Source organism: Rhizobacter sp. J219 (assembly GCF_024700055.1).
GTDB lineage: Bacteria > Pseudomonadota > Gammaproteobacteria > Burkholderiales > Burkholderiaceae_C > Rhizobacter.
On record NZ_JAJOND010000001.1, the window covers coordinates 4,934,922 to 4,947,701 of the forward strand.

General features: G+C 67.4%; 10 protein-coding genes and 1 pseudogene. 5 read left to right on the plus strand and 6 right to left on the minus strand.

The window, feature by feature from the left end; all coding sequences use genetic code 11:
* Positions 1-22 precede the first annotated feature (22 nt).
* Entirely contained in the window at positions 23-874 is an 852-nt protein-coding gene (locus LRS03_RS23510) for an SAM-dependent methyltransferase (protein WP_257828597.1), read from the minus strand.
* 193 nt (positions 875-1,067) lie between these two features.
* On the opposite strand from LRS03_RS23510, the gene LRS03_RS23515 reads away from it, so the two are divergent.
* Positions 1,068-1,544: a ferritin family protein gene (locus tag LRS03_RS23515; RefSeq protein ID WP_257828599.1), complete on the plus strand. Its 477-nt coding sequence runs from the start codon at positions 1,068-1,070 to the stop codon at positions 1,542-1,544.
* On the opposite strand, the gene LRS03_RS23520 is transcribed toward LRS03_RS23515, so the two are convergent.
* Both LRS03_RS23520 and LRS03_RS23525 read right to left on the minus strand, forming a co-directional pair.
* Positions 1,545-2,714: an alkane 1-monooxygenase gene (locus tag LRS03_RS23520; protein WP_257828601.1), complete on the minus strand. Its 1,170-nt coding sequence runs from the start codon at positions 2,712-2,714 to the stop codon at positions 1,545-1,547. It abuts the gene before it with no gap.
* Entirely contained in the window at positions 2,711-3,778 is a 1,068-nt protein-coding gene (locus LRS03_RS23525) for a 2Fe-2S iron-sulfur cluster-binding protein (RefSeq protein WP_257828603.1), read from the minus strand. The genes LRS03_RS23520 and LRS03_RS23525 overlap by 4 nt, the downstream gene beginning before the upstream one ends.
* Positions 3,779-4,039: 261 nt before the next feature.
* Between LRS03_RS23525 and LRS03_RS23530 the strand changes: the two genes are divergently transcribed.
* The 4 genes from LRS03_RS23530 to LRS03_RS23545 all read left to right on the plus strand — a co-directional run bounded on the left by LRS03_RS23530 (position 4,040) and on the right by LRS03_RS23545 (position 7,520).
* The gene (locus LRS03_RS23530) at positions 4,040-4,909 is read left to right on the plus strand and encodes an autoinducer binding domain-containing protein (protein ID WP_257828604.1); all 870 of its coding nucleotides are present in this window, start codon (positions 4,040-4,042) and stop codon (positions 4,907-4,909) included.
* A gap of 165 nt (positions 4,910-5,074) precedes the next feature.
* Positions 5,075-6,625, plus strand: a complete 1,551-nt coding sequence (locus tag LRS03_RS23535) for a GH39 family glycosyl hydrolase (protein ID WP_257828605.1) — start codon at positions 5,075-5,077, stop codon at positions 6,623-6,625.
* 25 nt (positions 6,626-6,650) lie between these two features.
* Complete coding sequence (locus tag LRS03_RS23540; RefSeq protein ID WP_257828606.1) at positions 6,651-6,803, plus strand: hypothetical protein; 153 nt, start codon at positions 6,651-6,653, stop codon at positions 6,801-6,803.
* Between the two features lie 66 nt (positions 6,804-6,869).
* Complete coding sequence (locus LRS03_RS23545; RefSeq protein WP_257828607.1) at positions 6,870-7,520, plus strand: GntR family transcriptional regulator; 651 nt, start codon at positions 6,870-6,872, stop codon at positions 7,518-7,520.
* 19 nt (positions 7,521-7,539) lie between these two features.
* Here the strand turns inward: LRS03_RS23545 and LRS03_RS23550 are convergent, their stop codons facing one another.
* The 3 genes and pseudogenes from LRS03_RS23550 to LRS03_RS23560 all read right to left on the minus strand — a co-directional run bounded on the left by LRS03_RS23550 (position 7,540) and on the right by LRS03_RS23560 (position 12,615).
* Entirely contained in the window at positions 7,540-9,654 is a 2,115-nt protein-coding gene (locus tag LRS03_RS23550; RefSeq protein ID WP_257828611.1) for a diguanylate cyclase domain-containing protein, read from the minus strand.
* Between the two features lie 67 nt (positions 9,655-9,721).
* A pseudogene (gene dld, locus LRS03_RS23555) lies at positions 9,722-11,471 on the minus strand (D-lactate dehydrogenase).
* A gap of 106 nt (positions 11,472-11,577) precedes the next feature.
* A complete protein-coding gene (locus tag LRS03_RS23560; protein WP_257828612.1) occupies positions 11,578-12,615 on the minus strand; it encodes a porin in 1,038 nt (345 codons plus the stop codon).
* Positions 12,616-12,780: the final 165 nt, after the last annotated feature.

Sequence of the window (12,780 nt, forward strand, 5' to 3'; positions counted from 1 at the left end):
TCCGGGGTGAAAGTGCAGGCGATCAGTCGTCGAGCCGGCGCAGGGCGAACTGCGCGAGCGACTGGTAGCCCTCTTCGAAGGCCATCACGCAGGCGCGCAGGTAGCGCTGGTAGTCGATGAAGACCTGCTCGCCGAAGCGCTGGCAGATCACGTCCTGGTTCTTCTCCAGCCGCAGCAGCCACTCGGCGGTGGTGCGGGCGTAGTGGTCGCGGCGGGTGTGCAGCTCCATCACCTCCCAGTAGGGCGAGGCGGCGGCGAAGATGGCCTCGGGGCGCGGCGAGATGGCGCCGGGGAAGATGTGCGTGGTGGTCCAGGCGATCTCCTTGAGCGCCGTGCCGCGCGGGATGCGCGCGCCGATCACCGACTGCAGGCTGAACCACGCGCCGGGGCGCGTCCACTCCCAGGCGCGGCGGAAGTACTCGCGGTAGATGCCGATGTGCTCGCCGCGCTGCGTCTGCTGCGGCGTGGCCACGTGCTCGAACATGCCGATGCTGATGACGGCGTCGAACTTCTTCTCGGGCGCGTAGTCGCGGTAGTCGACGAGCTTCACCGTGGTGTTGGGGATCTTGCGCTGCAGGATCGAGTCGTACTGGTCCTGCGAGAGCGTGATGCCCACCGCCTCGCGCACGCCCTTGTGCACGGTGAGGTATTCGAGGTTGGCGCCCCAGCCGCAGCCGATGTCGAGCACGCGCGACTCGGGGCGCACGCGCGCCGCGCGGAAGTGGTGCTCGTGCTTGTGGAGCTGCGCCTGCTCCAGCGTTTCGTCGCCGGTCTGGAAGAGGGCGCAGGTGTAGGCCATCGATTCGTCCAGCCAGAGGCGGAAGAAGTCGTTGTCCACGCCGTAGGTCACGTCGATTTCGTCTTTGGTTGACACGGTGAGGGTCCTTTGCTCGTTGTCGTTGTTGCGGTGCAAGGTCGCATTCATGATCCGGGTCGTGCGCAGGGCGAAGCAACCCCCTAGCCCCCTCCTTTGCGATTAGTACGAAAAGGCCCGCCGGCCCGCTCCGGTATGGGGTCTTTGCGGGGTGGGTGGCACACTGCCCCACCGTTCACCACAGGGGGTTCGCATGTCCGCCACGACGATGTCGAGTGAGTTGACCGAGGTGCTGGGCCAGCTGATGCAGCGCGCCGGCCCGGGCCAGCAGCAGCTGTTGATGGCCCTGGCCGAACGCATGGCCGCCGATCGCTACCGTGCCTGGGCGGATAACGAGTCAGGCGAGCGTCGTGCAGCCCTGCTGGGCTGCGCCGGACGCGAGGAAGAGGTGGCGCGCCGCATCGAGAGCCTGCACGCGGAGGCCGGCACGGTGCAGGCGCAAATCCGCGCGCAGAACCCCGATCTTGGCGACCTGGCGCGCGCCTTCTTCGCCCGCTTCTCCGTCGATGAGCAGTACCGCCTGCAGGCGCAGGCCGAGCGGCTCGGGGCAGCCACCTGGCGTTCGCTGGCCAAGCGCTCCGACGACGCGGCGCAGCGCGAGGTGTTCCTCACCTGCGCCGCGCTCGAAGAAGAGAGTGCGGTGGTGCTGGAGTCTTTCGGGCCGCGCTGATCAGGGCCGCTCGGCGGGCGCCAGCGCCGCGTACGACGGCAGGCGGCTCTCCCGATTGGCCTGCTGCGCGAGTTCGCGTTCGGCGGGCGAGGCCAGTTCGGCGTCCCACTTGGCGAGGCGCGGTGCGGCGAAACGGCGCCACAGCGGCGGCGCCATCGACAGCAGGATGTGCGCGACGTAGCCGTAGGGCAGGTCGGGCGCCTCGGCGGTGGGCTTCAAGGCCGAGTAGGGCAGGCGCGCGTCGAGGTGGTGGTGCGCGTGGCGCGGCAGGTTGTACATGATGTGCGAGGCCGCGCGGCTGCTGCATTCCCAGCTGTGGTGCGACTCGATCTGGCCGCCGGGTGTGCGCACCAGGCCGTAGTGCTGGATGTACTCGACCGCTTCGAGCAGGAATTTCGACGTGCCGGCCACCACCGCGAACGCGGCCACGCCGCGCCAGCCGGCGGCGGCGTAGAAGCCGAGCGCGATCGTGCCGCTCATCGCCACGCCGGTGGTCACCTTGTTGCCCAGCACGCGCAACAGCCACGGCCGCTCGCGCAGCCGACGCATCTCGATCTGCCACGCGTCGCGGTACTGGCCGCGGATGCTGCGCAGCGCGAAGCCGTAGAGGTTCTCGCCGCGCTTGGCCGTCGACGGATCGTGCGGCGTGCCCACGTGCAGGTGGTGCACGTACACATGGGTGATCGAGTACTGCGCGTCGCCCACCGTCGCGAGGATCCAGCGGCCCAGCCAGACCGCGAAGGGGCTCGCCGTGCGGTGCACCAGCTCGTGCGCCGCGATGGTGTTGGTCGACATCACGAAGCCGAGCGTCACCGCGGCGGCGGCGAGGGCGCCCCAGCTGGCCGGCTCGGGGCGGGTGGCGAGCGAGGTGCCCAAGACGCCATCGAGAGCTTGCCCGATGCCGAACAAATCCCCTGGCGCGGCCATCCACGCGAGCATGAGCAGTGCGAATGCCGAGGTGGGGATGTGCACATAGGGCACGGCGTTGATGAGCCACGGGTGGCGGTACTCGGGCACCGCCAGCTCGCGCGGCGTGGCGATGTCGACCGCGATCTGGTAGAGCACGAGCGCCAGCGCGCCGGCCAGGCCCCACAGCGGCGCCACCGTCGCGAGGATCGCGAAGGCGGGCATCACCACGATGATGAGCGAGTGCTTGAGGTAGTGCGTCATGTCGTCTCCTCGGAGGGGGATTGGTAGCGGTCGAAGCGGATGCGCTCGGTGCCGACGCCCATGTCGTGCAGCACCGGCAGGCAGGCGTCGACGAAACCGGCGGGGCCGAAGAGGAGCACACGCGGCGCCGTCGTCGGCCCGGCCCAGGCGGAGATGGCGTCCAGCCCGAGCGGTGCACGGCCGCGGGCGGTGCCGCTGGCCGAGAGCGGCGCGTGTTCGGCCCAGGTCAGGGTGAGGTGGCGCGCGCCATGGCGGCGTGCGCTCGCGGCCAGCTCATCGGCGCCGTAGAGGTCGCGCAGCTGCGCACCGTAGGCCAGCAGCAGCGTGGGCCGCGCGGGGTGGTGGGCGTGGCTTTCCATGAGGGCGCCACAGGCGGCGCCGATGCCGCTGCCCGCACCCGCCGCGGCCAGCGGCACGGGCTCGTCGCCCGCCACGCAGTCGCCGAAGGGGCCGGCAAGCAGCAGCGTCTGGCCGATGTTGTCCGGGTTCGTGAGCCAGTTCGACATGTGGCCGCCGGGATGGCGCGCCACGTCCAGGTGCAGCAGGCTGCCTTCGAGGTGCGGCGCCAGCGCGACGACGGAATACGGCCGCAGCCATGCGGTGCCGTCGTCTTGCGGAACCCGCACGCCGACGTACTGTCCGGGCGAGGCCTGCAAGGGCCGCGGGGTGATGAGCGACACCCGCCAGACGCGCGGCGTGAGCTGCGACAGTCCGCTCACACGGGCGGGTAGCGAGCGCTCGGGCCGATGGCCCTGGGGCGCCATCTCCCAGCGCAGCACCAGGTCGGTCAGCGGCTGCGTCTGGCAGGCGAGGTAGGCGCCGCGCTGCAGGTCGTGCGGCTCCAGCACGTAGGCGCGGTCGACCAGCGATTTCGCCTTGCCCTCCACTACCTCACAGCGGCAGGTGCGGCAAGCGCCGACCCGGCAGTTGTAGGGGGCATCGAGACCAGCGCCGAGCGCGGCGTCCAGCAGGGTTTCTCCGGGGCGCACGCGAAAGCGCGTGCCGTCGTGGAGGCGGACTTCGCACTCGGTGCGCGAGCGCGGCGTGAACAGCGACAACAGCATGCGAAGGCCTGTCATGGGTGGGAAAGCTCGCGGCCATGATCGGCGGCGAGCCTGGCGCCCATCAACCCTTCGCCCATCGCACTTGTATTAGTGACAAACGACCGTGGCGCGGCGGCCACCATGTGTCGACAAAGTTAGGGGGCACTGCGCATTAGGGATTTTTATGCACGACCATTCACACCGATATTGGTGTTTCGGGTGGGGTTTTCTCGTCCGCGCTCTTGTCTGTATCGAGCTGAAGTTGTACGGGTGGTGTGCCTCATGGATATGTCGATCGTTTCTCCGGCAGAGACTGCATCGCAAGCGGCCCAAGGGCCCGTCGTCACGAAGGGGGTGTTCTGCGGTCAGCGCTACCGCGTGCGCTCGCTCGACCTCTCGGCGATCGAGGTGCCGCACGTCGATGACGGCTTCGTTGACCAGCTCGGTGCGCTGGCCGACCGCCTGGGCACGCGCCGCCTCGGCCCCATCGTCACCGAGCTGGCGCGCCAGCACGGCTTCGACTGCATCAGCTACGCCTGCTGGATGCCGCGGCTTGGCGGCGAGTCCACCTACTGGGTCTACGGGCCGCTGCCCAACGAGACGCGCGTGGCCTACCACTCGCGCAACCTGCTTGAGACCGACGAAGTCGTGCGCCACTGCAAGACCTCGCACGTGCCGGCGGTGTGGCGCGTCGACCAGGCCGGGCTCAAGACCCAGGCGCCGGACCTGCATTTGGCCCTGTCCGACAGCTACCGAAGCCGCATCAGCTTCCCGGTGCACGGCCCCTACCGCGAATGGGGCGCGGTGTCGTTCAACAGCCGCCTGCCCGACGTGTGGGCGGCCCTGCAGGCGCGGCGCTACCAGGTGCTGTGCGAGGGGCAGCTGCTCGCGCAGTACATCCACCAGTGGGTGACGGCGAGCGGCCTGCTGTGGGACTTGTCGGAGCTGGGCGCGGTGACGCTCAAGGACAAGGAAAAGGAAGTCCTGCGCCTGGGCGCGCTCGGCTTCGAGTCGCACGAGATCGGCCCGCTGGTGGGCTTGTCCAAACGCTCGGTCGACTACGTGTTCCAGCAGATCTCGCGCAAGCTGCAGGTGACGAACCGGCAGGAGTCGATCACGACGGCGCTGGAGCTGGGGCTGATCGCGCTCTGACGCCCCTCAAGACCAGCACGTCACCCGGCGTTCGTCCGGGCGGCTGACGTGCCCACCTGGTCACGGTCATCAGCGTTTCTCCCATATTTGAGATTTTATTAAATGGCTAATATTTAATCAGCCCTGGCAGGTCCAGGTCGCACTACATCTACTAAGGAGACATGCATGAGATTGGTCTGGAGTTGGATCGCCGCCGCGGCCTTGGCGGCTTCTGCGGCAGGCACGCACGCGCAGCTCAGCAGTCCGTCGCTGAGCCCCATCGGAACCATCAAGCCCCGTTCGTCCTTGGAACTCAAGGCGGCTGGCCTGACCTCGCCGTTCGGGATCGGCGGGGAGACGACGGATCGTGGGTTCAGCAACTTCGACAACTGGAAGGACTACCTCGGGCCGCTCGGGGCGACGCGCGTGCGCGTGCAGTCGGGCTGGAACGCCATTGAGACCGTCATCACCGAGACGCCGACGTACAACTTCAGCACGCTCGACGCCATCGTCGACGGTGCGCTTGCACGCGGGGTGCAACCCTGGGTGTTTCTCGGCTACGGCAACACGCGGCCTGGGTGCGTCGACTGCGGCACGCCGACGCTTGGCGGGCAGATCCCCACCGGCGCGGGCATGGAGCGTTGGCTCAAGTTCGTGAAGGCCACCGTCGCCCGCTACAACTCTCCGACCGTCCGGGTGAATGATTGGGAGCTGTGGAACGAACCCGACGGCCATGTGGAAATCAACGCCTACATCGACTTCATCGCCCGCACGGCGCAAGCGGTGAAGGAGGTCCAACCCAGCGCCAAGATCACCATCGGGTCGTTCACGACTGGCGTGACCGGTGGCGCCAATTCACCCAGCTTCCAGTACGCCCAGCAGGCGGTGGCCGGCTTCGCGGCGCGCGCTGTGGTCCCGCCGCAGGATGTCTACGTGAGTTTCCACACCTACCAGACCCATGTGGACTACGACTCGTACAGCAGTGAAGAGGCCAAGTTCAACCAGCTCAGGGACATGGTGCAGAGCCATGGCTTCAAGCTGCGCCAGGGCGAGAGCGGGGCGCCGTCGGGTCCGTGCCTGTACTACTCGCTTTGCACCGACCCGTCGAACTGGACGGAAGCCAACCAGGCGAAGTTCGTGCTGAGGCGCATGCTGGGGGACTTCTCGCGCGGCATGCTGACCAACATCTTCACGATCACCGATCTGCACTACGACTCGACGAAGAATCCGAAAGGCCTGCTGCGCACCGGCACCTTCAATCAGAACGTCGACACGCCGTTCCTGAATGGCGACCAGACCGTCAAGGGCACCAAGCTCAGCTACCGCGCCTTCCAGAACGTCACCGCCATCTTCGACAGCCGTCTGCAGCGGATCACCAATCACGGGTGTACGGCGCCGTGGGGGCATCAGATCCATGCGTACACCCGCACCGACGCGGGCGGCGTGGTGCGCAACTTCCTGGCCGTCTGGCACAAGTCCAACAACCTGCCGGTGAACACGGATGCGATCAGCACCATCACGATCACCTGCACGAACTTCCACTTTGCCCGCTATGCGCAGGTCAACACGCTGCCCCCGCGCGTGGCCGATCTGCTGGACGGGCGGGTGTACTCGCTGACGACTCCGACCTCGACCATCACCGGCAACAGTGCCGCGAACAACCGCGTGACCATCAACAACGTGCCGGTGGGCAACTACCCGGTCGTGATCGCGGACCAGGGCATCGTCCTGTTCTGAACCCGTCCACCTTCAGGAGATTTGCATGAGAACCTTCTTCACCCTCGGTTTTGCATTGGCGCTCGCGGCGCTGTTGCCGGCCTGCGGCGGCGGCGGTGCCGAGACCTCGGCCCCGGAGGCGGCGGCCCGGCCCGCGGCCAGTGAAACCGAGAGCGCCGACCCCCCGTCCAGGCCGTAGGCGGGGCGGCGCACAATGGGGTCCAGCGATGTAGATAATATAAAATCGGTAAAGTAAACTTCGCCTATGGACCCCATCAACACCCCCACCTACCTCCGCCTGCGTGAGCAGATCCGCGCCGACATCGTTGCCGGTGTCTGGGCGCTGGGAAGTCACCTCACGTTGGCGGAGTTGAGCGAGCACTACCAGGTGAGCGCGAACCCGGTTCGCGAGGCGCTGCTCCAGCTCCAGGGCGAGGGTGTGATCGACATGCGGATGCATCGCGGTGCGGTCATCCCGGCGGTGGATGAGCGATACATCCACAACATCTACGGCTTGCGGGGCGCCATCCAGAGCATGCTGGCCCGAGAGGCTGCGCTGCGGGCGACGCCAGAGCAAATCAAGCAGCTGCAGCGTCTGGTCGATGCCCACGAGGCGGCCGCCGCGTCCAATGACGTTCCTGCCAGCGTGACGGCGAACCGGCACTTCCACGCATTTCTCGACGGATTGGCCGACAACCCGCCGGCACTGGAGGTGCTTGAATCGCGAGCGAGCCTGGTTGATGCCTTCCGACGTTCGAAGGGGTACGGCGCCGGCCGGCTCGACCTCGTCATTGCCCAGCATCGCAAACTGGTGCGGGCCATCGCCAAGCACGACGCAGACCGCGCCGCTGCCGCCGCGCTCGAACACGCCGAATCGGCGCGTGACGACCTGCTGAAGCTGCTGGCGCCGGCCTGACCGACGCAGCCGGTCTCGATCAGACCTGAAAGAAGGCGAAGCGGTTCTTGCCGGCGCGTTTGGCGGCGTACATGGCCGTGTCGGCGGCCCGCATGAGCGCTGCCACCTCATTGCCGTGGAGGGGAAACACCGCGGCGCCGACACTGGTGCTGGCGACCACCCCTTGGTCCCCCAGGTTGAACGCGGCGTCGAAAGCCGACACGAGCTTCGACGCCACCATGCCGGCATGGCCTTCGTCCTGGACCTCGGGCACGAGCACCACGAACTCATCTCCGCCCAGTCTCGCGACGGTGTCGGTTCGCCGCAGCACCCCACGAAGCCGGTTGGCGACCTGCAGCAGCAGCTGATCGCCCGCCTCATGGCCGAGCGAGTCGTTGATGCGCTTGAAGCCGTCGAGGTCGAGAAAGTAGAGCGCGAACTGCCGCTCGTAGCGTGCGGCTTCGGCAAGCGTGCGTTCAAGCACTTCGCCGAAACGCCTGCGGTTCGCAAGCCCCGTCAGCGGGTCATGGTTGGCCAGGTATTCGGCGCGCTCGGCGTGGACCAGCTTTTCCTGCGCCGCGCGCAGTTCGGCCGCCGCGAGGTGCGCCGTCTCCTCATGCAGCGCGGCGGCCTCGAAGGCCAGCGACAGCTGGTGAGCGATCGCGCCGAGGATCTGCACCAGCTCGCTTCCCAGTGCGCGCTCGGAAGGCCCCCTGACTTCCATCACGCCATAGGCGCGGCCATTGGCGGCCAGGGTGAAGAGGCTTGAGGCGCGCTCGGGACTCCAGGGGTCGGCCGAGCTGTCGCCGTCGCTGCTGTCGCGCCGTTGCGGCTTCAGGTCCCAGACCCATTGCTGCGCGTCGTCCCGAAGTGCTTCCCGCCGACAGCCCACCGGGTCGCCGGTCATTCGCCATGCCCACGTCTTGTGGAAAACATCGCTTTCCCCGATCCATCTGCCGGGGAGGGGGTCCACCGTGGCATCCAAGGGGGTCGAGGGATGGGTCGTGACCTCGCAATGCAGATGTGGAAATTCGGCCTTGAGCAAGCGGTAGAGCGCCCCGACCATCTGCTCCGGCGACTGCTTCCGGGCCAGCGCTGCAGAGGCGGCGGAGATCACCGTCAAGGCGCTGCGCTGGCGTGATATCACCTCTGCCTGCAATTGCCGCTCGCGGGCCTGGCTGTCGCCGAGCTCCGCGATGAAGCGCGGAACCAGGTCCAGGAACCGATACGCGTACTCGCTGACGTTGTCGCGCGTCACCAGCTGGCTGTCGACGAAGCGGTGCGACCAGGCGTGGCTGGCTTCGGCGCTGCAGGTGGCCGCCATCTCCAGCGCCGTGCGTGCGAGCCACTCCGGCGACTGCGCGATCGTGGCGGACATGTCGCCCGACTTCACCAGCAGCAGCGCTTCGGCCAGGCCGTTGAAGCCGACGATGACGGGCCAGCGGCCTTGCCAGCGCTTCTGCCGCATCGCCTCGCGAAGTGCGTTGACGCCGCCGATGGCCGCTTCGTCACCCGCCGCGATCAGGGCATCGAAGCTGTCGTGGCGGTCCAGCACGCGCCACATGCAGCGGCTGGACATGTCGATCCGGGAGACCGGGCTGACCCAGTCGAGTGGCTCGACCTGAAGCAGTTCGACGTCGGGGTACTGCGCCAGCACTTCGCGAAACCCCAGATTGCGGGCCCCGCCTGCGCTGAGGCGCTCGTCTCCCGCGAAATAGACCACCCTCCCGCGGCCCCCGAGCAGGTCCAGCGCATGCCGGGTCGCGCGCTGCATGCCGAGGAAGTTGTCGCTCCCCACGGTCGCACGCACTGCCGCATGCGCGATCTTGGAATCGAGCGTGATGATGGGCACGCCTTGGGCGTGCGCCCGGCCGAGGGCCGGCTCCAGCTCATCGCCACCGCCGTGGATGGGCTTGACCACGATGGCGCCGACACGCAGGTCCAGCAGCGCATGGATCGCGCTGGCGAGCTCCGAGGCAGACGAGGCCAGCAGCTTCGTCAGCTGCAGTCCCTGGCGTGCAGCCTCGGGCTGAAGGCAGCTCGCGACGAGCGTCCAGAAGAAGGGGCCGGTGTAGGGGGCCGAGAGAACGGCGCCAACGTGAAGCATGTCGACCTTTTTCCGCCACATCGAGGCGCCTGCGACGATCACGCCCACTGTAGGGCCGCGCATGCCGGCGCGGTCGGGGCAAATGAGGTCGAAATACGCGCTTGCCGGAGGCTTGTCAGGCTTGCGGTCGCTCGCTGTCCCGATAGCCGAAGGACTTCGACATCTTTCCGACCCCGGGGTTGAGGCAGTTGCAGGGGTCGAGTTTTCGGTAGAAGTCCGCCAGTTGGGGCTCGGCCTTGTAGAGGTGCCCGACGTTGTGCTCGGCGGGGTACTTCGCCCGCTTCGCGTCGAGGATGTGCGCGAGATCGTTCTTCACCGACTCGCAGCCTTCGCCCTTCCTGACGATGTAGTCCTGATGGAAGACATGGCAGAAGAAGTGGCCGTAGTGGAGGTCGTGGACCAGGCGCGAGGCGATCCGTGGCGGCGGCCGGTCGAACCAGTCTGGATCGTTGCGCCGAAGCGCGACGTCGAAGGCCACGATGTCTTCGACTTCACCGGCGTGCACTGCCCGGTATCGGTTGGCCGCACTGGCGGCGACGAAGCGGTGCAGGAAGAGGCGCTGTCCTTCGTCGTCGCTGCACTCGAGAAATGTCCCGGAGGACGCGACGGCGGACCCGCCTCGGCCGAAGAGGCGTTCGAGGGACGCGCGCATCTCTGCTGCGGCCTCCTCCGGGACCTTCACGACCAGGTGGTGCTCGTAGGGCTCGCTGAAGCTCGCGCAGGCGCTCGCCCAGCGGGGGCGGCAGCAGGCGGGCGAGCCCTTGCAGCAGCCGGTCGGATGCCGATGAGGGTCGCCGCGTGAGACGCGAGATGCAGGCGTCGAGGCGGTTCCTCAGCGCGAACAAGGTCGGCAGGTGTTGCGTGCCCACCCAACGGATCAACCAGAAGAGGTCCTTCCCGTAGCGCGCCGCCAGGTCGAAAGCGCCCCGGTGCATGTACTCGGCCGCGATGGGCAGGTGCACGTGATGGCGCAACACCTGGCGCCGCAGGGCCGTCAACGGCTCGGGGCGATGGGTCCCGACATAGAACACCTTCGTCTGCTTCTCCCGCGGGAATGTGTCGAGGCGCACCGCCAGCACCACCAGCTTGCCGGCGCAGCCCGAAGCTTCGTAGAGGCGGCTCGTGTCTGCGTTGTAGCGCGCCGGCGTGTCGGCGTCGACGTCGCGCACTTCCATCGCGTAGCGGGCGTCGGACGCGGCTGACGCCGTCTGCAGGATGTCGCTGTCGCCGAAGTGGCCGCTTTCGATGCGGGCCAGTGCTTCCTCGGGCGAGGCGGGGAGACGGATGTCGAGGTGGTTGACGAGGTGCAGCGCGCCCGAGGCCTCGACCCTCGCATGCAGCGACTGCTCGGTGTACGCCGGGCCGCGTCGCAACAAGGCACCGCCGGAGTTGTTGCAGATGCCGCCGATGACCGAAGCGCCGATGCAGGATGAGCCGATTTCGGAGTGCGGTGCCCTGCCCAGAGGCTCCAGGAGCCGCTCGAGCTGGTACAGGGTGGCTCCGGGCAGGCAGATCACCTGGCGCCCCTCGTGGATGAGGTGCACCTTGGCCAGTCGACGCATGCTGATCAGCACCACGGCACGGTCGTAGTCGTCGCCGTCGGGAGTCGATCCTCCGGTCAAACCGGTGTTCGCCGCCTGCGCAATGACGATCGCGCCCGCCTCGACACAGGCTTCGAGGACTTGCCACAGCGCCACGAGGCTTCCAGGTTGTACGACGGCGAGGGCCTTTCCGCGTCCGAAACGAATGCCGGTCAGGTAGGGTCGCTGCTGCGCGGCGCGCGTCAGGACATGGCGCGATCCGACGATCTTCGTCAAGGCGGCGACGAAGCCGGCGTCGTGCCCGAGGTGGAGACCAGGCTTCATGAGGGAAAGAGACGATCGAAAAAAAGGCCACCGAAGTGGCCAATGGACAGGCCTAGGAGAAGCCTGTCCCCGCTGAGGGTCGTGTCGCTACGACCCGTGTAGGAGGTCAGAAGTTGTGCTTCAGGCCGAGGTCCACGGCGGTGGTGCGGGTGCGCTCGATCAGCCCCGTGCGGCCTTCCTGGTCGGCGCTGCCGACATCGGCGTAGATGGAGGTGCGCTTGCTCAGGAAGTACTCGTATCCGAGGCCCACCTTGGTGGTGTTGTTGTCGGCGCCCGTCGGGTCGAGCCGGAACCAGCCGGCTTTCAGGACGCCGGCGCCGATCGGTGCCGTGAGGGCGGCCGACAGGTTGCGGTGGTCCACACCGGCGACCTTCGAACGCTGGTACGTCAGCATCGGTTTCACGAACCCGAAGTCATACGACCCGCCCACGAGTGCGACCTTCTGCGCATCGCTCTGGCGGTCCATCGCGGCGGCCAAGTACAGCCCGCCGCGCAGGTATTCGACGTTCACGCCCGTGCCGCGCGGCCGGGTGCCTTCGCCTGCCGCAATCGCGGCCTGGACCGTGAGACCGGCGAAGGAGGGGGTCTGGTAGCCGACGGTGTTGTTCGACCGGATGCCACCGTCGATCGTGTAGTTCGCCAGCTGGTGCTTCGGGCCCGGTGTGCCGACCGTGTCGAAACCCCAGGGGTCGAGCCTCAGCGCAGGGAAGAACGCGGGGATGTATTCGCGGCCCAGGTAGACGCGGCCCAAGGTCTTGCTTTGCAGCTGCAGATAGGAGCGGGCAGCCCAGAAGGTGGCATCGGCAGCGCCGTTGTCAGCGGTGAACCGGTGTTCGAAGTGGAAACCGGCCGACAGGCCGCCGCCGAGGTCTTCGGTGCCGCGAAAGCCGAGCCGGTTGCCCGAACCCTGGCGCACGTCCCAGCGTTTGCCGGCGGCGCCGGTCTGGCCGTTGCTGCCGTTGAGGCTGGTCGTGCCGTCGTTCTGCCGGGTCACGCCGACATCCAGACGGCCGTAGATCGTGACGCTCGACTGTGCCGAAGCGGTGGCGGCGCACGCCAAGGCGGCGAGGGCGACGAGAGACTCTTCATGTGTGTCTCCAAGATGAGAAATGTGGACCTGCTTGACGCGCCAGATCGCGTGCAAGAGCCACCATCATATGATGGATTTTATAAAATATGTGTTGTAGAATTGCCGCAAACTTGTGAGGAGGTCACGCATGCGGCCGAGTCATCCGAAGGGGCCTGCTCGGCTCGTCCGAGCGTCCAGCACAACAACTCCGTAAGGCGTATCCGATGCGAATATCAGACG